Genomic DNA, 21,799 nt, shown 5'->3' on the forward strand with positions numbered 1-21,799 from the left:
CCTGAGAGTTTTGAATAATAAGAGAAAATTTTTGGAATTCTCTTGTTATGAAACTCTCGTCAGGCCATATGCAGTCCAACGCGGTGAGCGCACAGGATTGCAGCGATTGGATGCAAGCACTGACCCAGGCCTGGAAGCAGGGTGCCTGGCCACAGTGTTTGACCCTGGCGCAGAAGATCACGCGTGAGTTTCCTGAAGAAGGCTTGGCCTGGAAGTTGTTAGGCAGCCTTTATCAACAACAAGAGACGCTGGCGCTGGCTGCCGATGCTTTCTTGCAGGCGAGCAAGCGCTTAAAGAAAGATGCTGAGGTGTTGTATAACCTGGCCAACGTGTATGCGCAATTGCAAGACACCACGCAGGCGATCAAATATTACCGGCAAACGCTCAAACTCAACCCGGTTTTTAGCCAGGCTTATGCCAACTGGGCCAGTGTGCTCAAGCAAGCAGGGCAAGTAAAAGAGGCGGAAAAACTACTGCGCCGGGGATTGAATATTCACCAGCAGGATGGCCGCGTCAATTTTGAACTGGCGGCCTTGTTACACGAGGCAGAGAAACCGCTGGAGGCGATTCAATACTACCGCGAAGCGGTGTCGATTGAGCCTGATAATGCCGTGATTTTTTTCAATATGGCGTTGGCACTGGATCAACTGGGCAATACGACTGAAGCGATTGCTGCCTATCAGCAAACGATTGCGATTCAAAAAGACTATGTTGAGGCCTACAGCTACCTGGGTGCCTTATACCTGAAACATGGTGACGTGGAAGAAGCTGAGCAGTGGTTGCTGGCGGGCATGGCATTGAATCCAACCGAGTTATCACTGCTTAAAAATCTGGCCAAACTTTACCGCGTGACGCACCGCACCAGAGAATACCAAGCCTATATTGATCAAATCATGCAGGCGCAAGAGGTGAGTGCGGAGACGCTGAATAACCTCGCCACCGAAATGTTGAATCAGCAGTTATACGGTGAGGCCGAGAATTATTGCCTGAAGGCGCTGGCGCTGGATCCGGAAAGTCCTTATGTGCAGGGCAATCTTGGCTTGATTGAAAATGCCAGAAATGCTTATGACAAAGCGTGTGTGTATTGTGAAAAGGCATTAGCGCAGTTGCCTGAGTCAGAAAGTATCTTGAGCAATTACAGTATCAGTTTGCGCATGCTGGGCCGCTATACCGAAGCAATTGCCTGCCTGGAAACCGCCTTGCGCATCAAGCCTGAATTCATGCCTGGGTATATCAACCTGGCCAATGTCTATTTGGACATGGGGCAGATTGAAATGTCGATTGCAACCTTGAAGCAAGCCTTGCATATCGAGCCCACGCATATGATGGCGCTTAGAAACCTGTTGTTTGCTAATAGCTACAGTAATAGCTTGCCGCCTGCCCAAAGCCTGGATTACGCGCATAGACTGGGCGCCGCCATGATGCACGAAGTGACGCCGTACGACAGCTGGAATGTCCATGCGCAAGAGCAACGTATCCGCATCGGCCTGGTATCGGCTGATTTGCGTAAACACCCGGTCGGCTATTTTCTGCACCAGTGGTTGCAGGCATTTGATGCCAGCCGCCTGGAGGTTTATGGCTACTCGACCGATGGTCGCGAAGATGCGTTTTCGCACGAGCTGAAAGACTTATGCAACCAATGGCGCTCACTGGCCGGGTTGACGGATGCGCAAGCCGCCAAACAGATTCGTGAAGATGGTATTCATATTCTGCTGGATTTATCCGGCCTGTCTGGCGGTACACGCTTGCCGATTTTTGCCCATAAACCTGCTCCGGTGCAGGCCACCTGGCTCGGCTATTGGGGCACGACCGGTTTGCCAACGATGGATTATGTCATCGCTGATCCGGTGAGTATTGATGCGCAGGTGGCGACCCAGTTCACCGAGCAGGTCGTGCACCTGCCACATACGCGTATGTGCTTCACGGCGCCGCCTTGTGATGTCGCTGTCAATGATTTGCCAGCATTCACCACCGGTGCTGTGACTTTTGGCTGCTTTCAAAACTACAGCAAAGTCAGTGATGACGTATTGTCTTGCTGGGGCGAGGTATTGCAGGCCTTGCCGACGGCTACATTGTTCTGGCAGAGCAAAGCATTCAATGATGCCCTGGTACGTGAAGAGGCGTTGGACAGATTGCAACAATACGGCATCTCTGCTGCGCGTTGTACCTTGCATGGCATGGTGCCCAGAGAAGAATACCTGCGTAACCATCACCAGATTGATGTGATCCTGGATACTTTCCCTTTCACAGGTGGCACCACGACGTGTGAAGCCTTATGGATGGGCGTACCGACGCTGACCTTACTGGGCGACACATTGATTGCCCGCCAGGGTGCCAGCTTTATGCATTGCGTGGGGTTGGCTGACTGGGTGGCCACCAGCCGTGATGAGTATGTGAGCAAAGCCATTGCATTGACCAGTGATCTTGGCGCCTTGGCAACATTACGCGCGCAACTGCGCCAGCAAGTGTTGGCTTCGCCATTAATGCATGCTGAGCAGTTCGCACAGGATTTTGAACAGCTGCTGTTTAGCTTATGGCAACAAACCCTGGCCACATTGGCGCCACAGCAATTGTTAGCCGAGTCACCGGTACAAGAGGCTTTTTCCGGCGAGCAGCCGGTTTGGGTGGTCAGCGCCACGCGCATGACTGCAGAAATTTTCTGGCGTGACTCTGCACTTGGCAGATCACTCAAACGCCATATGCAGCAGGATAAACGCCTGGTGTCCGTCGTGGCTTATGAAAATACGCGTGGCCTGTCTGAAGTGTTTAATGAGGCAATTGCCGCCGCGCCAGACCAGGCATTGCTGGTATTGATCCACGATGATGTCTGGCTGGACGAAAACACTTTTGTTCATAGCATACAGCGTGGCCTGGATCAGTATGATGTGATTGGTATTGCAGGCAATGCAAGGATTCAAGCTGGGCAGCCTGGCTGGTGTTTTGTCGATTTGCAATTCACCTGGGACGATGCCAGATACTTGCGCGGTGCGGTGAGCCATGGCCAGCATGCGTTTGGGTCTGCCTCCAGTTATGGTGATGTGTCTGGCGAATGCCAGTTGATGGATGGCGTATTCCTGGCGGCGCATAAACAGACCTTGCTGCAAAGCGGAGTACGTTTTGACCAGCAATTTGACTTTCATTTTTACGACCTGGATTTTTGCCGTACAGCCACCCGTGCAGGCCTCAAGCTGGGTGTATGGCCAGTGCGCATGACGCACCAGAGTGGTGGTGCGTTTGGTAGCGCACGCTGGCGTGATAAATACCTGAGCTATCGCCAGAAATGGGAGCCGGCCAGCGTACCACAGCAGCCAGCGTCCACGGCCTTGCAGGACGCAATGGCCGAGGTATTTGACCAGGCTTCACAAGCGCAACAGCAAGGCGATTTAAATACCGCGAAACAGCTATACCAGGAGATTCTGGCCGTAGATGCACAGCATGCACTCGCTACGCATAATCTGGGTTTGATTTACTGGCATAGCCAACAGCCGGCAGAGGCATTGCACTTACTGGCACAGGCTTATGCGCTGGCGCCAACGCAGTGGCAGTTGTTAAGCAGCTACCTGACTGCACTCAAACACAGTGGTGCGACAGCCGAATTGGAGCAGGTATTGGCGCAAGCCGTTAACAGCGGCCAGCATACACAAGCCTTGCAAACATTGATGCAAGACTGGCAGTTGCCATCGCTTGCGCCAGAGCAGCCATCAGATCAAGCACAACAGGCATTGCTGGCCTTGTTTGAGCAACAGCAATATACGCAGATGGAACGTGAGCTAGACACGCTATTACAGCAATATCCTGCCTGGTTAAGTGGCTGGAAAATGTTGTCTGACGTATTGATGATCCAGAAGAAAGATGCCCGCGTAGCGGCCGGTAAGGCGCTTGCGTTGAATCATAAAAGCGCTGAAGAGCACTGCTACTATGGGTTGGTGCTCAAGGCACAAAATGACCTCACGGCAGCCGCAGATGCCTTTGCCCAGGCCATACACCTGAAACCGGACTATGCTGCGGCGTATAACAATTTGGGTATTGTGCTCAAAGACCTGGGCGAAGTGGATGAAGCGATCAAGCAGTTTAAACAGGCGCTGATATTACAGCCGCAATATGCTGATTGCTTCAGCAATCTGCTGTTTTGTATGACGCATGCAGCGCAGGTGGATAACGATGCCTTGTTACAAGCGCATACCGCGTATGCCGCCCTGTACGAAGCACCGTTAAAACCGCATTGGCAGCCTCATGGCAATTCGCGCGATGCGCAACGTCCGTTGCGCGTAGGCTTTGTTTCTGGCGATTTGCGTGCGCATTCAGTCGCGCATTTCCTGCTGCCTTTGTTACCTGCGCTGGCCCAAGATAATTCATTGGCTTTATTTGCTTATGCCAATTATGCGCTGGAAGACGATGTCTCGGCGGAGATGCGCCAGTATTTCAAACAATGGCGTGTTGTTTCCAATATTTCTGACGATGCGCTGGCAGAGACTATCAGGCAAGACCAGATTGATATCCTGATCGACTTGTCCGGCCACACCTCCGGTAACCGTTTGCTGACATTTGCCAGGAAACCGGCACCCGTTCAGGCGAGCTGGCTGGGTTACCTGAATACCACCGGGCTGACATCCATAGACTATTACCTAGCTGATAATGCCTTGTTACCTGCCGGGCAGTTCGACCAGCAGTTTACCGAGCAGCTCGTGCAGTTGCCGGTGAATGCGCCATTTGTACCGCATCCGCAAGCACCAGCCGTCAATGCCTTGCCTGCGCTCAGCAATGGCTATGTGACTTTTGGCTGCTTTAACCGCCCCAATAAAATTACCCAGGCTACCGTGCAGCAATGGGCTGCTGTCATACAGGCCACGCCTGCCAGTCGCATGGTATTAGGCGGTATGGCAGAAGCGGGCGCATGCACGCATGTGGAGCAATGGTTTGCCGAAGCAGGTATCTCCGCCGACCGCTTATCGTTTTATGCCCGCACCGATATGCTGAGCTATTTGCAGCAATATCACATGGTGGATATTTGCCTGGATACCTTCCCATCTAATGGCGTGACCACCACCGCCCATGCTTTGTGGATGGGTGTGCCTACGCTATGCGTGGCAGGTGATCGCCTGGCCAGCCGCGGTGCCATGGCCTTGATGCAGCATCTTGGCCTGGCCGACTGGGTCGCGGCCAACCCACAGCAATATTTCCAACAGGCCGCGCATGTGTTGTCTGACCTGTCGGCACTGGCTGATTTACGCGCCAATATGCGCACCCGTTTTACGCAGTCTCCGCTGGCACAAGCGGCACCATTGGCGCAGGCTTTGTCACAGGCAATGCGCCAGATGTGGCAACGCTGGTGCCAGGAGCAGGCCGCAAGCAGTTTTGCTATTCCTTCTTTAACGCTGAAAGAATCTTCTGTTGCGCCGGGCGCGACTGAACCCTCTGATAAAGGTATCTCTATGAATACAACACTTAACCCACAAACTGCACAGGCTAATGCGCTGCACGATTCGATTGCTGAAGTGTTTCAGCTGGCGCTGCAAATGCAGGAAAAAGGCGACCTTGCACAAGCGATGAGCTTTTATCAGGAAATCTTGCGCATTGATGACAAGCATGCAGCGACGTATTTCCAGTTAGGCTTGTTGGCGCAGCAAGCGGGTAAGGCCGAAGAGGTATTACCGCTATTGGAGCAAGCCGTGATTCTGGCACCGCAGCAGCCTGCGTACTGGCAAGCCTATATTGGCGAACTGTCGCTGACCGCGCCCAAAAATGAAGTGCTGGACGTGATCACTTTTGCCCGCCAGAATGGCCTGGCCGCAGCGGATGCCGATGCACTGCAACGCCAATACAGCCAGCCAGCGGTTGCCGCTGATGTCGTGCGCAAAGGGCCTTATATCTACCGTACTGAAGATAACTTCTACCAGCGCGCGCAGACAGAGGCTTTTGGTTACCAGGATGTGGGCAATGCCGAACAGCGCCTGTATGACATGATCCGCCAGTCACGTGACAAAAGCGTATTCTCCAGCGAACTGGCAGCCAAAGCCACCGACTGGCCAAGCTACTACCACCTGACTTCGCAGCGCGCCAACTTACTGCGCCCGTTTGCGGACAAAATTGCTAACGGTAAGGTACTGGAGTTGGGCGCCGGTTGTGGCGCGATTACGCGTTTTCTCGGTGAGCTGGGCGGCGAAGTGGTGGCATTGGAAGGCAGCCCCAACCGTGCACGTGTGATCGGCCAACGTTGTGCCGATCTGAACAATGTGACGATTTACTCTGACCTGATCCAATCGTTTGAAACCGACGAGAAATTCGATGTCGTGACCTTGATCGGCGTGCTTGAATATGCGCAGGTCTATGTGAAAGAAGCCGATCCTTTGCGTTTCTTGCTGCAAACCGCCAAGTCTTTCCTCAAAGAAGACGGCATGCTGATTGTGGCGATTGAGAACCAGCTTGGCCTCAAGTATTTCTGCGGTGCGCCTGAAGACCATATGGGTCAGGCCATGTATGGCATTAATGATTCTTACAGCAGCACCAGCCCGATCACATTTGGCCGCGTAGAGCTGGATGCCTTGATCCGCAGTGCCGGTTTTGAAACCACAGAGTTGTATGTGCCGCTGCCAGATTACAAAACACCCGTTAGTGTGATTTACCCGGAAGGCTTTAACCAGGCCCATCGTGCGGCAGGCTGGGATGTGGGCGCTCTCGCGGCAGGCTCGGTGGTGCATGACAGGCAATCGCCGCGTCACCCGACATTCTCACTGGAAAATGCCTGGCAGGTGATTGCGCGTAATAACCTGGTGGAAGATGTCGCAAACTCATTTATGTTTGTTGCGTATCCGCAGCACCAGGCTGGCAAATTGCATCCGGACGTATTGGCAGCGCATTATGGTTGCCAGCGCCAGGCCGTGTTTAGCAAGGAAACCCAGTTTGTACATGATGCACAAGGCTTGGCAACGCGTACACGTAATACCGGCGAAACGGCGCAATTGCTGCAGGCAGATTGGGAGCATGCGCCTTACCATGGTGGCCAGTTGTGGATGGACAAGCTGACGCAGTTGATGAACCGTCCTGGCTGGCGCGTGGAAGACCTGGCGGCATGGACTGCCCCATGGTTGCAAGGCCTGGAAGCCGCAGCACTGACCGGTGGCAAAACCTTGCCGGAGTTTGCAGGCTATTCCGCCTTGTTGCCTTCTCAGTATTTTGATGCCACACCAACCAACTTTGTGATGGACAAAGCCGGACAGGGCCATTTCTTTGATCTGGAGTGGGATTTTGCCATTCCATTGCCGGTGGCTTTCGTGGCCTTGCGAGGCCTGTTCCTCACCCTGCATCGCGTCCGTAGTTGCGGCAAACCACACGCTAGCACACCAACTAATATTGGCAGCTTGACGCTGGCAGTGCTGGAGCAGAGTGGCTATCACTACCGCGATGACCAGTTGCAAGCGTTTATCAGCGTGTTTAACCGCCTGCAAAATATGACACAAGGCGTGCCTGAGCATGTGGTGAATGGGCTGACTACTGAGTTTACCCGGGCAGAGTTGCCGGTACGTCAGCTGTTTACGTAACACGGGGCGTATCAATACCAAAGCATGCACAGCGATGTGCATGCTTTTTTGTTGTCTGTGGAAACGGCGGGCAATAAAAAATCCGGCGACTATACAGTGGCCGGATTTTTAAGTGAGCGTGTTGAATTGTTTAAAACACTGAATTATTTAAAACATGGTTTCCATGCAACGGCGGATATGCGGGATAGAGCCGACCGGATTGGGCGTATATTTGCTGAGTTTGGCCAGGGTTAACAAGGCCTTGTCAGCCTTTTGTTGCAGGCAATAGACTTCAGTCAGGTTGCTGAGTGGAATCGCCGGATTCTCTTGCGCCAACAGCACGGCTTTTTCTAGCAGCAGCTCTGCATCTTCAAACTGGCCCTGGCTGACTAACAAGGTGCCCAGGTCATTGTAGGGCTCCCAGCAGCAGCTTTCTTTTTTTATCAGCTCCAGCATGACTTGTGTCGATAATTTCATATCACCTTCGGCGGCCAGCTTTTCGGCGTAGTGATAGGTATTGCGGTCAATTTCTACCTGAGATTTGATGGCTGGCGTAGGTAATTCAGTGGCGCCTGCCAGTGCCGCGAGAATATTATCTGCAATCAAGGTCGCGCTTTGGCCCAGGTGGGCAAATTGATGTTGTTTGTTCTCGGTGATCTGTTGTTGATAGACGGCGGCGTTTTGCAGTACGTCTTCAACCGTGCGGCGCAAGTCGGCTTTCACGGTTTTAATCACATAGTCATAAGGCACACTGGCTGGGCGCGGCGGGTTAGTGTCCGGAATCAACCAGTCGGTGACGGCAATACCAGGCACATCCAGCAACAAGGCTTCTGTGAGTACACTGGACTCATCTGACACCATCACGTCGGCCAAACCCAGGCAATACATGATGCTGACTTCGCGATCGACCACATACACGTTGTCGGCGCAGTCGCGATGCAAGGCATCCATTGCGTCAATGTTATTCAGCACCCAGCGGTATTTGTCTGACCATGGGGCCTGTTTCAGCAGCAGGTTGACCGGCAAGTCTTTTAGCGCTTGGACAAACTCATCCTGTTTGCCATGGTTTTCCCATGATGGCGCATAGAGAATGGAATGCTCGTATTTCAGTCCTAGTTGCTCACGCAGCTTTTGTGCTTCCTGTTTAAAGGTGTCCTGATTGCGGTAGACCAGGTCGGCTTTGGGCCAACCCAGGTCAAACATGCCCAGTTTTGGCTGTGCTTGTTTGAAATTGGCTTGCGTTTGCCAGCGCTCAACCCAGGCTGGGCCTGGTATAACGCCGATATCAAAGGCTGACCATGGCTCGTGATGCCAGAAGTGCGGCCAGATATCATGGCGCTGCGCCAGGTCGTGCAGCAAAATTACTGAAAATCCGGCATTCGGTTTGCAGGCATGTTCGCAATACACACCAACTTCAGCATATTGCTTGGAGTTGGTACTCCATTGAATGACATAGCCTCTGCTGGCAATTTCATCGGCAACCGGTGCCAATGCCTGGCGCTCGCAGTTGTCGGTATAAAAGAAAGTGAACACGGGCTGGTGTGAGTTGGTAGTCGTCATGATGGTCTATCCATGCAAGCGTTTGGTGAAAATAACACTGAAACGATATTGGCTTTGTGCGTAATTGGGCACGCAGCTTTCAAATACCTGATGCGGTTTTTCCGGCAGTTGCTGGCTGAACCATTCAGGGGTGTAATAAGTGTGGTGCAAGCCACGGTATTTTTCTTCATATTCGGCAATCGTCAGCGCATCGCGGCGTGCGTGCTCGCAGGCTTCGCGGGTGGCTGCATGCGGAATATCGAGGATTGCTATGCCAACCTTGGCTTTTTGCCACATGGCCTGGAGCACTTCGGCGGCCATGGCTTCATCAAAATAATGAAATACGCTGTTGGCAATCACAAAGTCATATTGGGGGTCAGTGGCCATGGTTTGTGCAGCTTGTGCCTGGAAGTCGCCATCAGGCATGGCTTGCTGTGCGGCTTCAATCAGCCCGGCAGCGTAATCCAGGCCGCCCACAGTCAGGGTATGTTGCTGACGTAAGGCATATAAAAACGCGCCGGCGCCACAACCGACTTCAAATACAGAATCCCCAGACTTTAGGCCCAGTTTGTCACTGATGCGGCGGGTATATTCCTGCCAGTCTGCCGGACCGATTTTGCCTGCACCACTGTCAAAACCATCCAGGGCAATCAAGGTATCCAGTGTGATGGCATGCTGCGGTTGCAGCGTGCGCTTTTCCCAAATCTGTTGCCAAAGGTTACTCATGTGTTTGCTTCCATTTTCTGACTGACGGCTTTTAGTACACGGGCACGCAATTGAGTGCTGCTGATGCCTTCGGTGCGCGGCAGGATATGTAATTTGTCTGCGGCAATCGGATTGCTGTTATCGTGGCCATGCACCAATAGGTCAATCTGGTGCAGGGTTAAAAAGGCCTCGTCTAGCAGCCAGGGGCTGGGCACTACTTCGTCCACGTCACGCATGGCTAGTAGCACTTCTGCGCGTGCGGCATAATCCAGCTCAGGCTCATAGCCTTTTTTGGCGCGAATCTCTTCGTCGGTGGTCAAGGCCACCACTACATGGCCCAATTGCCTGGCGGCTTTTAACAGGCGCACGTGGCCGTGATGGATCAGCGTGGCGGACATATCGACCATAATGCGCTTTGGTGGCTGCGTCATGGCTGTAGCTCCAGTAAATCAAGAATGGCGCCGCGTGCCGTGCTGCCCAGGTGTGCTTCGCCCAAGTGGCAAACGACACTGCCGCGGCTGATGCCGCGTGGTTGATACAGTACAGCACGTGCATGCTGGCTACTGACCTTGGCGTCAACCCAGGTACATAGTACTGGCTGGTAGTTCACCGGATGAGTCGCGTAAGCAGCAATCTTTTTCAGCATCTGTGCCTTGTTGATAAACACCGCTTCACGCAAGTCATCATGCTTGGGCAATACCTCATACAAAGAGGCGATGGCATGGTAAGGGCCCGTCATGCGGCGTTCCAGATGCGTGGTCAGATTCAGGTAAAACGAATCGACTGCGTGTCTGGGCGATTGGTGGAAAGCAATAAAAGAGGCACCGGTCAGGCCAAACAAGCCTTTGCAGGAGCTATAGGCAATCACATCGGCCAGGCCGTGGTCATTTTCCAGTCCGATAGAAGCAGTGGCATCCAGCATCAGTTGCGCACCGACACGGTCAGCCAGGGCACGCAAGTCTGCAATTGGTAACAATAAACCTGCACTGGTTTCGGTATAGCAGGCGACGACCCAGTCATAGTGGCCGGTTACGTTTGCCAATTGTTGCCAGTCGCAGACGGTGACTAATGACACCTCACCAGCATTGCGTTGAGCCATTTGTGCGAAGCTGACCAGGCGTTGTGCGTAATAACCGCTGTCTATCACCAACACCTTGCCGTATAGAAAGTTCAGGCTGGCAATTTCCAGTGCCAGGCTGGCAGAGCCTTGTAGCCGTGCAATATGGGCATGGCCAGTCATGGTTTTGAGGGCGCTTAAGACCACATCTTCGACTTGGCTGTAATCCTGGTCACCGCGTCCAAAGCATGGTCGCAGGCCAAGCAGGTTTTCTTCGAGCAGACTGGCCGGGCCAGCGGTAAACAATACCTTGTGTTGGTTTTGCGTGGCAACATGGGCGTGTATGGTGGTGTCAGGCATATTCCACCTCGGTTAAAAATTGCATAAAGTCCTGTTTGTTTTGTGCCGGGGTACGCGTCGGCCGCCCCAGGTCAGCCCGTGCGCCTTTGCGGCACAGTACTTCAATAAAGCTGCTTTTGCCGCTGGCTAAGGCTTGTTGCAACACTGTGTTTAATGATTCTGCGCCAGACACACTGTAGACCTGTGCATAGCCGGCAGCACTGGCAATGTCTGAGAGTGTGAGTTGCGCGGCCACGGTTGGCTGGCCACCCACAGAGTCGTGCGCGCCATTATTCAACACAATATGCAGCAGATTGGATTGCTGGGCACTGATGGTCAGGCTGCCCATATGCATCAGCATGGCACCATCACCGTCAATACAGATCACTTGCCGGTCTGGCTGTGCCAGTGCAATGCCGCAGGCAATTTGCGAGGCGTGGCCCATGCCACCCACGGTGAGAAAATCGCGGCCATGTCCGGCCTGTTGTGCTTTGCGCAGCTCAAACAGTTCACGTGAGGCCATGCCGGTGGTGGCCACCACGGCAGCCTCTTGTGGCAAGGCTGACACAATCTGCCCGATCATGTGCTCACGGCTTTCCAGCACGGGCAACTTATCTGCCAGGGCAGAGGCGGGGGCTGCTGTTGTTTTCACTGGCTTATACGGCGCAAAGCTTTGTTTGCGCACCACCAGTGCGACGGGGCCCTGACGTGTCATCGCCTGCTGCAACAATGTTCGCATTTGCGCATGGGCGCTGTCTATATCATCAGCCATCACCTGGTAAGGCAAGCCCAGAACGTCGAGTTGTGATAGGGTGATTTGGCCTTGTTTGACATGCTGCGGTTCATCATGGATCTGTTCGCCATGTGCATTCAGCTCTCCGCGCCAGCCAATGACCAATAACATAGGAATCCCATACACCTGCGGATCTGCCAATGACGCAATCGGGTTCACCACATTGCCCAGGCCGGAATTTTGCATATAGACCAGCGCCGGTTGATGGCTTGCCAGGTAGTGGCCAATAGCCAAACCAATCGCACCACCTTCATTGGCGGTAATCACATGCTGGCCGGTAGCCAGGGTGTCTGAAAAGCAGGCACACAATTCTTTGAGTAGTGAGTCGGGCACGCCCGCAAAAAACTGTACTTGTTCGCTTTGCAAAGCGTTTAAAAAATCCTCGGCATGTATCATCAGAATACTCCGCTTATCTGGTTACGGTTATTTAGTGCCTGGAATCAGTTCCAGCACATCGTTAATCGACATCAGGCTGGCTTCAATTTCTGCGGTCCTACCATTTTTGAGGATTTCCATGGCGGCATTCTGCATGGCCGGATAGGCGGCACGCATCATATGGTTGGCATAAATCACCAGGTTAAAGCCGTGTGCGGCCAGTTCTTCCTCAGTCACTTTGTTGTAACTGGTGGGGACGCAGACTAAGGGAATGGTTGGGAATTCGGATTTGAAAATTTTGGCAAACTCAAACACTTCGTCCGGTGCTTTCTGGCGGCTGTGGATCATGATGCCATCGACGCCCGCGCCTACGTAAGCTTGTGCGCGTTTAACTGCATCGGCAATGCCTTTTTCCAGGATCAGGCTTTCGATACGCGCAATCACCATAAAGTCATCACTCACACGTGCAGCACGGCCTGCCATGATTTTTTCGCAGAAGGGCTCAATCTCGTCCTGCAACTGCGGCACTTCGTTACCAAATAAGGAATTCTTTTTTAAACCAATTTTGTCTTCAATAATGGTGGCGGAAATACCCAGGCGTTCCATGCTGCGCACATTGAGTTCAAAGTGCTCCAGTTTGCCGCCGGTATCGGCATCCATAATTAAAGGTTTGGTGGTGACATCAAAGATGTCATTAATATTAGACAGGCGGCTGTTGATTTCAACCGCTTCAATATCTGGTTTGCCGCGTGCGGTAGAGTCGGTCAGTGAACTGGACCAGAAACCGTCGAACTGGCAAATTTTGCCATTACGTTGCGCCGTCACATGTTCGGCAATGAGGGCAGAGATCGGATTATGCGCCTCAATAAAACGTGAAATCGGTTTCACCGTCAGCAATCTCTTCAAGGTACGGCGGCGGATATCCGGCGTGGTACCCAGGGCCTGGATCTGGCCGAGCATTTCATTCGAAGACACGCCACGTGTATAAGGAATCTCGATCAGGTGGCCGCCATACTCGGCCAATGCGGCACGCGCACGGTCACGGTAGGGCACCAGCGGGCCTTCCAGCCAGTCGTCGCCATGCACCATGATGTCTGGTTTGTATTTAAGCAGGTTGGGCGCATAGTCCCATTCTTCTTGCGGCACTACATTGACCACACCGCGAATATTCTCGACGATCTGTTTGCGTTGCTCATACGTCAGGTAGGGCAGGCGTTTATGGTCTGCGACCGCTGCGTCTGATAACAGGCCGATGGTGACGTCGCCGTACTTTCTGGCCTGCTCAATAATATTGATATGGCCATGGTGCAGAATGTCTACGGTCATACCTACATAAACGGATGCCATGCAAAACTCCTTCGTAGTCTTTTGGATACCTTATATAAGGTATGCGAATTGGATAGCCTGATTATCGTTGGCAATGCCTAAGAATGATTTGCAGATAAACGCGGAAAACCGGCCTTATATCTTGTGTGATACAGCGGTCATGAACAGGCTCTGAAAGCGGTGTGCTTTAAAAGCAGAATTAAGACAGATTCTCTATTTAGCTCGGTTAATGGTCACGACGCATCTTTTTATAAAATAGATTGGTATAAACAATTTTGTGCAGTTCTTGATAGAAGGCTAAAGATTTTGGTGGAGGGGTCGTAAATAGTTTCAAGTGCATGATTGATCGAAAAAAGAAATTTGCAAGAAGTATTAAAGAAATTTCGCAAGCGGTCGATAACACAACTAACAACGCTAGATAGCAAACATTAAGTGGTAAATAGCGATCAACGTTGAAAGTAACATGACGATTTGACACTTAACTGGGTATACGACTCTAAAGGAGATTTAACATGGCTTCAGTAATTAACACCAACTTGGCATCCTTGAATGCACAACGTAACTTAAACGCTTCACAAAGCAGCCTGAATACTTCTATTCAACGCTTGTCTTCTGGTCTGCGTATTAACAGCGCTAAAGATGATGCGGCTGGTATGGCGATTGCAACACGTATGGACTCACAAGTTCGCGGTATGGATGTTGCAACACGTAACGCTAACGATGCGATCTCTTTCTTGCAAACTGCAGAAGGTGGTTTGAGCAGCGCAACTGACTCATTACAACGTATGCGTGAACTGGCTGTACAGGCAGCCAACGGTTCTTACAGCTCTGGTGACCGTGCAAACCTGGATACAGAATTTTCTCAACTGAAGTCAGAATTGACTCGCTTGAGTACAGCGACCAAGTTTAACGGCCAGGCAGCATTCGGTGCAGGTTACAACTTCCAGATTGGTGCAGACAGTGGCGATACCATTAGCGTGTCTTCTGTTTCAGCGGCTTCTCTGTCTGGTTCCCTGTCTTCAGCAGATGCTGCATCAGATGCGATTACTGCGATTGACGCACAATTGACTGCTGTAAACACTAGCCGTGCGACATTGGGTGCTTACCAAAACCGTTTTGCTTCAGTAGTAAGCAACCTGGGCGTAGCGTCTGAGAACATGTCTGCTGCCAAGTCACGTATCACTGATGCTGACTTCGCTTCAGAAACAGCCAAGATGACACGTGCACAGATTCTGCAACAAGCTGGTACTGCGATGCTGGCTCAAGCGAACCAGTTGCCTAACCAAGTGATGACATTGCTGAGAGGTTAATACATCACACGGTAACGCTAAATCCACAGGCCTAGACCCTGTGGATTTGGCCTAGGTAAAAGGAGCAACATCATGAGTGACTCATCTATAAATGGTGTAGGTGGCAGTTTGCAGGGTGTACAGGCAGCCAGTAGTTTGAAACTGGTGAAATATGCTGAATCAGCTGCGGATAAAGTGACGGCCGATGTGAATGACAAAGCTGCGATTAGCGGTGCAGTCAAAAAGTTAAATGAGTATGTAGCACCAGCGTTACAAACGATAGAGTTTTCTATCGATGATGACAGCGACCGCATCATTGTGAAAGTGGTGGATACCGAAACACAAAAGGTATTACGCCAAATTCCCAATGAAGAGGTGTTGGCCATCAGTAAAACGCTGGATAAATTACGCGGGCTGGTGGTACGACAGACAGCCTGATATTGCGTTTTAATTCGGTTGGGAGATTAAGAAATGGCATCGATTGTATCCTCTACTGGCGCATCTGGCCTGCCTATTGACTCATTAGTCACGGCGCAGATGCAGGCGGAACAGCAACCCATTACCGATATTAAAACCAAAATATCGTCTTACAATACCAAGCTCTCCGCGTACAGCACGCTGAAAAGCGGCTTAAGCACTTTTCAAACGGCCGTTGATAAACTGGCTACCGCAGCCAAGTTTAATGCGCAAGCCGTCACCGCCAGTGACAGCACCAGTATCAGCGCAACCGCGAATGGCACAGCCGTTCTCGGTAACTACAATGTGACGGTCAGCCAGCTGGCGACTTCACAAAAACTGGCCACTTCGGCTTATAGCAGTGCCACCGACATCGTCGGCACCGGCAAAATTACGATCTCTTTTGGTACCTATACGGCAGCAGCTGGCGCGACGCCTGCTTCATTTACAGCCAATGGCGATAAGTCCGATATCACCATCGATATCACCAGCAGCAACAATACGCTGGCAGGCATCCGTGATGCGATCAATGCAAAAAATGCGTCGGTCTCGGCCTCTATTGTCAATGATGGTACTGGCAATCGCCTGGTGATTACGTCTAAAGATACCGGCGAGGTGAATAGCCTCAAAATATCGGTGGCAGATGATGATGGTAACAATACGGATACTGGCGGGCTGTCTGCATTAGCCTACGATCCCTTGGCCAGCAGCAATAATATGACGCAAATGACGGCGGCGAAGAATGCCTTGCTGACCGTGGATGGCATGAGCATCAGTAAATCCAGCAACACGGTGTCTGATGTAATCCAGGGGGTGACTCTGACGTTGAAGTCGGTCACTTCGGCCAGCAATACGCTAAGTGTCAGCACCGATACCGATACGATACAAGCCTCGGTACAAAGCTTTGTCGATGCTTATAACGCATTGAATACTAGCATGCGCAACCTGACCAAGTTCGTATCGGCAGGGTCTAGCTCCAATGGGGCCTTACTCGGTGATTCGACGGCACGCAACATCATGGTCAAATTGAAATCCATGTTGTCCGCATCCTCGCCCACGGCCACAACCTATAAAACGTTGACCGACATTGGGGTCACCATGGGCTCTGATGGATCCTTGTCGCTGGATAGCACTAAATTGCAAAAAGCTGTCACCAATAACGTTAGTGATGTGGCAAAGCTGTTTTCACCATCGGCGACGTCCACCGATCCGCAAGTGACTTTTGTCAGTAGCAAGGATGACACGGCCTCGGGTACCTATGCGGTGAATATCACGCAATTAGGCGGTAATGGGGTGAATGCCAACGGCACGATCAATGGTGTGACGGCGATTACGACCGGCTCTATTCTGACTGGCGCCAGCGGTAATGCCAGTTATGGCCTGCAATTGAGCGTCACAGGCACTGCGACTGGCAGTCGTGGCACGGTGACCTTCAGCAAGGGCCTGGCAGGGGAGCTCAGCAGCTTGCTGGACGGCTGGCTGGATAGCGAAGGCGCATTGACCACAAAAACAGATGGTATTTCAAGTTCCATTAAAGATTTGAACAAAAAGGCCGATGATATAAGTGCCAAGCTGCCTGCAATTGAAGCACGTTACCGCGCCCAGTACGCAAAACTGGATGCACTGCTCAGTAGCTTACAGAGCACCAGCAGTAACCTGACTTCACAACTGGCCGCGATTAGCGCTAACAGTTAGTTGAAGCGGTAGATGTCTGTAGCGAGCGGCTGGCAAATTATCGTAAACCATACGCTTTAAAGCAGAATTCAGGAGTCAAAAATGTTCGGGATGAAAAAATTAGGTGTTAATGCTTATGCAAGCGTAGGGTTGGAAACCGGTGTGGTGGATGCCAGCCCGTTGAAACTGATCGTCATGCTGTATGACGGTGCAATTTCAGCCTGCATTCATGCCCAGCAAGCGATGGCACAGCACGATATTGCCAAAAAAGGCGAGTACCTGACACAAGCAGTGACTATCGTCGATAGCGGCTTACGTGCCTGCCTGGACAAGCGTGCCGGTGGCAACATTGCACAAAATCTGGATCAGCTTTATCAATACATGACACGTACGCTGATGGAAGCCAGCGTGCGTCAGGATGCGAAAAAAGTACAAGAAATTCAACATTTACTGATGGAATTAAAGAGCGCGTGGGAAACACTGGAAAAGTCAGCCATGGCGCGTCCAGTGCAAGCAGATATGTCTTTGGGCCAGATGGTCGCCCAGAAAACAAATGAATTGCAACAGATGGGGCAAGTTAACCGTTTGGCCACTGCCGGAGCCTAAGATGTCACAAGCACTGATTAATACTTACGAATCTGCCGCAAAACTGATGGAGCAGATGCTGATTGCGGCACGCAAGGATGCCTGGGAAAAAGTCACCGAGCTGGAGCAGTCTTATATGCTCAAACTCGAAGTGGTCAAAAGCCTGGAGCAAACCATGCGTCTGGAGTCTCAGGCACTGACACCAGAACTCAATGCCCGTAAGCAGGCCTTGGTGCAAAAGATTTTGGCTGATGATGGTGAAATCAGAAATTTGCTCTATCCGGTCATGCACCGCATCACCGATATGATCTTTGATGCGCAACTACATGCGCGCATCCCCCCGGACGTGATATAGATGTTACCGATTCCGCAAGTTCTCTCACAACGTATTATCGCGAGTGAAACAGAGAACTTGCGTGCAGTTTCTTCGATCATGCCGGTCGAAGGCACGCAGTCTGAAGCCCCTTTATGGGAGCGCATGCGGCCTGGCATGCAGTTTACCGGCCTGATTCTGCAAAAAGAAACAGGGGCCGCCAAAGCCTCAGAACTGGCACAGTTCAAGGTTCAAATCCAACTTCCTAATCAAGCACCAACAACGGTACAGATGCAGCTGCCTGCCCACCTGGCACAACAGCAAACCCTGCATATGCAGTTTATGGGCCTGGCGCAGCAAGGTGCAGGCAAAGAGATCCTGCCGCAAGTGAAATGGGGGGTGCAGCCAGGCAATAGCCAGGCCAACACCGGCACAGTGCGCTTGGCTGAGACCGCCTTGCTGACAGATATGTCGCAGTCCGATCATGGCGAGCATCTGCAGGACATGGTGAAAACAGCGGCTGGCCAAGCCAGCCTGGTTGAGCTAAGTAGCCCGGCCAAGCATTTGCAACGCTGGCTAAGTTCGTCTGAATTTCAGCAACAAACCACCGCTTTGCAAGCACAAACCGTGGTCAGTCATAGCCCGCAAAAACCACAAGTACTGGCACAAGACCTGAAACATGCGCTGGATAGCTCTGGCCTGTTTTATGAGTCGCACCTGAAAGAAGCCACACTGGGGAGCCGGCCCTGGCACCAGTTATTGCAGGAGCCACAAAACAAACCCGGCCTGGTGCCGCCCGAGATGGTCGCGCAGCAGTTGCAGGTGCTGGAACAGCAGCGCGTCGTGTGGCATGGCGAGGTGTGGCCAGGGCAAACCATGCAATGGCAAGTGAATGAGCAGGAGAACTCGGCCCATTCGTCAGACGAGCCGGTGTTGAACAGTTTGCAGAGCGACCTGACCTTGCATTTGCCGCGCCTGGGTGAGGTGTCAGTCAAGATCACCATGGTTAACGGACGTTTCAGCGTACGTGTTGAAACGGAGGATGCCAAGACTTTGAAAGAGATGCAGTCTGGCCGTAGCCAGTTGGCCATGAGTTTGCAGTCTGCGGGTTTAAAACTGGAGTCTTTACAGATTAGCCAGGATGACACAGCGCAAGACAGGCGGCAGTATGCAGCAGGATAAACTGTATACGCAGTCTGCTGTTGCCCTGGCTTATGAAGCCGGTGACCTGGCGCCACGCGTGGTTGCCAAAGGCAATGGTTTGCTGGCTGAGCGCATTATTGCGCTGGCGAAAGAACACGAGGTGTATGTGCATGAGTCACAGGCCTTATTGGGCCTGTTGATGCAGGTAGAACTGGATGCCCATATTCCGCCGCAGTTGTATCAGGCGATCGCCGAGATACTGGCATGGTTATATCAATTAGAGCAGGGTGAAACGCGGGAACCGCCTGCTGTGTAGGCAGTTGAAGCAGGATATGCCGCTTTAGACTTGCATGTTCATCATGTCCTGGTAGGCGGTGACCAGCTTATTACGCACCTGCACCGTTGCCTGGAAAGCGATATTGGCTTTCTGGCCAGAAATCATGACATCAGACAGGCTGACATTGTCATTACCCATGGCAAAGTCCTGCCCCAGTTTTTCTGATTGCAGTTGCATATTGTTGACCTGGTCCAGTGAAGCTTTCAATGCATCGCTAAAGCTTACCTGGCTGGTCGGGGCCGCTGCATTGGTTTTCTGCACTGGATTTGCGATGGCCGCGCTACCCAAACCTTCAGGTTTTTGAGCGGCAGCACGCAATTGTGCCAGCATGGACGAGATGCGTTGTGCATCAATACCGCCTGCGTTCATGGTGGGCTCCTTTCATCGTCTGGGCAGATTAAGCCCTTAATTGTCATGGTAGACACTTTAGCATTCTGTGCTACCGGGTGCTTTGTAAAATAGGCAACATTAATCCGTCTTATTTGCCAATTTGAAAATAAACAGTAAGCGCATAATGTGATCCATGTGAGTGTGTCCTTAAAACGCATTCGAGTTCAAAAAGGTGTTTTTGAGTCAGCCAACCCGGATCGGGCGCTAAATTCAGAAAGCCTGCGGTAGTAAACATGGAGGTTCAGATGGCTGCTGACGCTGCCTTACTTACATCAACTGGTGAGTCCAACGGTACACCGAATATGTTTGGTCAACTCGGACAGAAGCTGCTATTGGTCGCAGGCATTGCGGCCGTGGTTGCCGTGATGATTGTGTTCTGGCTGTGGAGTCAGAAGCCGGATTACCGTGTGTTGTTCTCCAACTTTGCCGATAAAGATGGTGGTGCCATTGTCGCTGAGCTCGACAAGTTAAGTGTCCCTTATCAGTTTGCTGAAGGCGGCAATGCGATTTTGGTCCCTGCTGACCAGGTGCATCAGGTGCGTTTGAAATTAGCCGCACAAGGCTTGCCAAAAGGCGGCAATATCGGTTTCGAATTACTGGAAAACCAGAAGTTTGGTGTGTCGCAGTTTGTTGAACAAGTCAACTTCCAGCGTGGCCTGGAAGGCGAGCTCGAACGTAGCATCCAGTCCATTTCTGCTGTGCAGGCCGCCCGTATCCATTTAGCGATTCCAAAACCAAGCGTATTCGTGCGCGAGCAACAATACCCAACGGCTTCCGTGTTATTAAACCTGCATAATGGTCGTCGCCTGGACGGTCAGCAAGTCGCTGCGGTGGTTCATCTGGTCGCCAGTAGCGTGCCTAACTTGTCTGCAGACCATGTGACTGTGGTCGACCAGAACGGTAATTTGCTGTCTGACACGACCAACAAGGTCAAACAAAACGGCCTGGATCCAGAGCAAATGGCTTACGTGGAAAATATGCAGAACAGCATTGCCCGCCGCGTGGAGTCGATTATTACCCCTATTGTTGGTGCCAAAAATGTGCACGCTGAAACCAGTGCGGAGATTGACTTCTCGATGACTGAGCAAGCCAACGAGTCTTACAAACCCAATACCAAACCTGATGACATGGCGATTCGCAGTGCGCAAAGCCATGAGTCACAAAATGCCAGCGGCAGTAATGGCGCAGTGCCTGGTGCCTTGTCTAACCAGCCACCAGGTGAGTCTACTGCACCGATTAATGCCCCGGGTGCGCAAGCGCCAGGTGAAAATGCGCCACCTGCTGCGCCACCAGCACCACCACAAAATACGCAAAAAGATAACACGACCAACTACGAGCTGGACAAAACAGTCAGCTACATCCAGCAAGCCAAAGGCGGTATCAAGCGCCTGCACGTAGCGGTGGTGGTGAATCATATCCCTGTGGTTGATAGCACTGGTAAAACGACTTATCGTGCCTTGAGCAATGCCGAGAAGCAGCAAGTGAGTGACCTCGCCATGCAGGCCATGGGTTTTAACAAAGAGCGTGGCGATACGATTTCTGTCGTCAACACCCCGTTTATTGCTGAAGCACAGGACAAACTGGTGGAGCCACCATTGTGGAAAGACCCACTGGTGATCGAGTATGGTAAAGATGCCTTGCGTTTCCTGGCAGGGGTGATTGTGTTGATGATGGTTTACAAAAAACTGCTCAAACCAATGGCCAACAAACTGACAGGTGCTGACAAGAAAGAGCAAGCGCTGGCTGCAGGTGCTGCCGCACTGACCGGCCCTGACGGACTGCCTATTGCAGGCGCCACCGGTGCAGAAGGGGATGATACGTTGGTGACCTTGAGTGGTGATGCGACAGCATTACCAAGTGGTCTGGACCAGACCCTGCAGGCGGCAAAACAGGTAGCGAAAGATAACCCACGTATGGTGGCTAATGTTGTGTCCAGCTGGACCTCCGCGGAGAAGTAGTGC

16 protein-coding genes are annotated in these 21,799 nt (G+C 52.0%); 9 read left to right on the plus strand and 7 right to left on the minus strand.

Annotated elements, in window-relative coordinates:
- Positions 1-47: 47 nt before the first annotated feature.
- On the plus strand, positions 48-7,538 hold the full coding sequence (locus OH31_RS13165; protein WP_242402293.1) for a tetratricopeptide repeat protein: 7,491 nt from the start codon (positions 48-50) through the stop codon (positions 7,536-7,538).
- Positions 7,539-7,685: 147 nt separating this feature from the next.
- Here the strand turns inward: OH31_RS13165 and OH31_RS13170 are convergent, their stop codons facing one another.
- The 6 genes from OH31_RS13170 to aepX are packed head-to-tail and all read right to left on the minus strand — an operon-like array spanning position 7,686 to position 13,672.
- Positions 7,686-9,077, minus strand: coding sequence for a CDP-glycerol glycerophosphotransferase family protein (locus OH31_RS13170; protein WP_024931093.1), 1,392 nt, complete (start codon positions 9,075-9,077; stop codon positions 7,686-7,688).
- 6 nt (positions 9,078-9,083) lie between these two features.
- A complete protein-coding gene (locus OH31_RS13175; RefSeq protein WP_024931094.1) occupies positions 9,084-9,782 on the minus strand; it encodes a trans-aconitate 2-methyltransferase in 699 nt (232 codons plus the stop codon).
- Entirely contained in the window at positions 9,779-10,192 is a 414-nt protein-coding gene (locus OH31_RS13180) for an adenylyltransferase/cytidyltransferase family protein (protein ID WP_024931095.1), read from the minus strand. The genes OH31_RS13175 and OH31_RS13180 overlap by 4 nt, the downstream gene beginning before the upstream one ends.
- The gene (locus OH31_RS13185) at positions 10,189-11,178 is read right to left on the minus strand and encodes an aminotransferase class V-fold PLP-dependent enzyme (RefSeq protein ID WP_019882560.1); all 990 of its coding nucleotides are present in this window, start codon (positions 11,176-11,178) and stop codon (positions 10,189-10,191) included. The genes OH31_RS13180 and OH31_RS13185 overlap by 4 nt, the downstream gene beginning before the upstream one ends.
- Entirely contained in the window at positions 11,171-12,346 is a 1,176-nt protein-coding gene (gene aepY, locus OH31_RS13190) for a phosphonopyruvate decarboxylase (protein WP_024931096.1), read from the minus strand. The genes OH31_RS13185 and aepY overlap by 8 nt, the downstream gene beginning before the upstream one ends.
- A 27-nt stretch (positions 12,347-12,373) precedes the next feature.
- Entirely contained in the window at positions 12,374-13,672 is a 1,299-nt protein-coding gene (gene aepX, locus OH31_RS13195; protein ID WP_024931097.1) for a phosphoenolpyruvate mutase, read from the minus strand.
- A gap of 491 nt (positions 13,673-14,163) precedes the next feature.
- Here aepX and OH31_RS13200 point away from each other — a divergent pair, with 491 nt between their 5' ends.
- From OH31_RS13200 to OH31_RS13235, 7 genes are all read left to right on the plus strand, one after another.
- The gene (locus OH31_RS13200) at positions 14,164-14,961 is read left to right on the plus strand and encodes a flagellin (RefSeq protein ID WP_024931098.1); all 798 of its coding nucleotides are present in this window, start codon (positions 14,164-14,166) and stop codon (positions 14,959-14,961) included.
- A gap of 72 nt (positions 14,962-15,033) precedes the next feature.
- Positions 15,034-15,378 carry a flagellar protein FlaG gene (locus tag OH31_RS14525; RefSeq protein ID WP_019882556.1) on the plus strand — a complete coding sequence of 115 codons (345 nt, stop codon included), beginning with the start codon at positions 15,034-15,036 and terminating at the stop codon, positions 15,376-15,378.
- Positions 15,379-15,411: 33 nt separating this feature from the next.
- Entirely contained in the window at positions 15,412-17,091 is a 1,680-nt protein-coding gene (fliD, locus tag OH31_RS13215; protein WP_024931100.1) for a flagellar filament capping protein FliD, read from the plus strand.
- A gap of 81 nt (positions 17,092-17,172) precedes the next feature.
- Positions 17,173-17,676, plus strand: a complete 504-nt coding sequence (fliS, locus tag OH31_RS13220) for a flagellar export chaperone FliS (RefSeq protein WP_024931101.1) — start codon at positions 17,173-17,175, stop codon at positions 17,674-17,676.
- Between the two features lies 1 nt (position 17,677).
- Positions 17,678-18,010, plus strand: coding sequence for a flagellar protein FliT (locus OH31_RS13225; protein ID WP_019882553.1), 333 nt, complete (start codon positions 17,678-17,680; stop codon positions 18,008-18,010).
- The gene (locus OH31_RS13230; RefSeq protein WP_024931102.1) at positions 18,011-19,150 is read left to right on the plus strand and encodes a flagellar hook-length control protein FliK; all 1,140 of its coding nucleotides are present in this window, start codon (positions 18,011-18,013) and stop codon (positions 19,148-19,150) included. It abuts the gene before it with no gap.
- A complete protein-coding gene (locus tag OH31_RS13235; protein WP_024931103.1) occupies positions 19,137-19,427 on the plus strand; it encodes an EscU/YscU/HrcU family type III secretion system export apparatus switch protein in 291 nt (96 codons plus the stop codon). The genes OH31_RS13230 and OH31_RS13235 overlap by 14 nt, the downstream gene beginning before the upstream one ends.
- 24 nt (positions 19,428-19,451) lie before the next feature.
- Here the strand turns inward: OH31_RS13235 and fliE are convergent, their stop codons facing one another.
- Complete coding sequence (gene fliE / locus OH31_RS13240) at positions 19,452-19,817, minus strand: flagellar hook-basal body complex protein FliE (protein WP_019882550.1); 366 nt, start codon at positions 19,815-19,817, stop codon at positions 19,452-19,454.
- 266 nt (positions 19,818-20,083) lie between these two features.
- Between fliE and fliF the strand changes: the two genes are divergently transcribed.
- Complete coding sequence (gene fliF, locus OH31_RS13245) at positions 20,084-21,796, plus strand: flagellar basal-body MS-ring/collar protein FliF (RefSeq protein ID WP_024931104.1); 1,713 nt, start codon at positions 20,084-20,086, stop codon at positions 21,794-21,796.
- Positions 21,797-21,799: the final 3 nt, after the last annotated feature.

The organism is Methylophilus sp. OH31 (genome assembly GCF_000576615.1).
Taxonomy (GTDB): domain Bacteria; phylum Pseudomonadota; class Gammaproteobacteria; order Burkholderiales; family Methylophilaceae; genus Methylophilus.

What these genes read in the sequence shown, in the direction of transcription:
- fliD (WP_024931100.1), top strand. Translation starts at nt 15,412, where the DNA reads ATGGCATCGATTGTATCCTCTACTGGCGCATCTGGCCTGCCTATTGAC.
- OH31_RS13230 (WP_024931102.1), top strand. Translation starts at nt 18,011, where the DNA reads ATGTTACCGATTCCGCAAGTTCTCTCACAACGTATTATCGCGAGTGAA.
- fliS (WP_024931101.1), top strand. Translation starts at nt 17,173, where the DNA reads ATGTTCGGGATGAAAAAATTAGGTGTTAATGCTTATGCAAGCGTAGGG.
- aepX (WP_024931097.1), bottom strand. Translation starts at nt 13,672, where the DNA reads ATGGCATCCGTTTATGTAGGTATGACCGTAGACATTCTGCACCATGGC.
- OH31_RS13180 (WP_024931095.1), bottom strand. Translation starts at nt 10,192, where the DNA reads ATGACGCAGCCACCAAAGCGCATTATGGTCGATATGTCCGCCACGCTG.
- OH31_RS13200 (WP_024931098.1), top strand. Translation starts at nt 14,164, where the DNA reads ATGGCTTCAGTAATTAACACCAACTTGGCATCCTTGAATGCACAACGT.
- fliF (WP_024931104.1), top strand. Translation starts at nt 20,084, where the DNA reads ATGGCTGCTGACGCTGCCTTACTTACATCAACTGGTGAGTCCAACGGT.
- OH31_RS13225 (WP_019882553.1), top strand. Translation starts at nt 17,678, where the DNA reads ATGTCACAAGCACTGATTAATACTTACGAATCTGCCGCAAAACTGATG.
- OH31_RS13170 (WP_024931093.1), bottom strand. Translation starts at nt 9,077, where the DNA reads ATGACGACTACCAACTCACACCAGCCCGTGTTCACTTTCTTTTATACC.
- fliE (WP_019882550.1), bottom strand. Translation starts at nt 19,817, where the DNA reads ATGAACGCAGGCGGTATTGATGCACAACGCATCTCGTCCATGCTGGCA.
- OH31_RS13165 (WP_242402293.1), top strand. Translation starts at nt 48, where the DNA reads ATGAAACTCTCGTCAGGCCATATGCAGTCCAACGCGGTGAGCGCACAG.
- OH31_RS13235 (WP_024931103.1), top strand. Translation starts at nt 19,137, where the DNA reads ATGCAGCAGGATAAACTGTATACGCAGTCTGCTGTTGCCCTGGCTTAT.
- OH31_RS14525 (WP_019882556.1), top strand. Translation starts at nt 15,034, where the DNA reads ATGAGTGACTCATCTATAAATGGTGTAGGTGGCAGTTTGCAGGGTGTA.
- aepY (WP_024931096.1), bottom strand. Translation starts at nt 12,346, where the DNA reads ATGATACATGCCGAGGATTTTTTAAACGCTTTGCAAAGCGAACAAGTA.
- OH31_RS13175 (WP_024931094.1), bottom strand. Translation starts at nt 9,782, where the DNA reads ATGAGTAACCTTTGGCAACAGATTTGGGAAAAGCGCACGCTGCAACCG.
- OH31_RS13185 (WP_019882560.1), bottom strand. Translation starts at nt 11,178, where the DNA reads ATGCCTGACACCACCATACACGCCCATGTTGCCACGCAAAACCAACAC.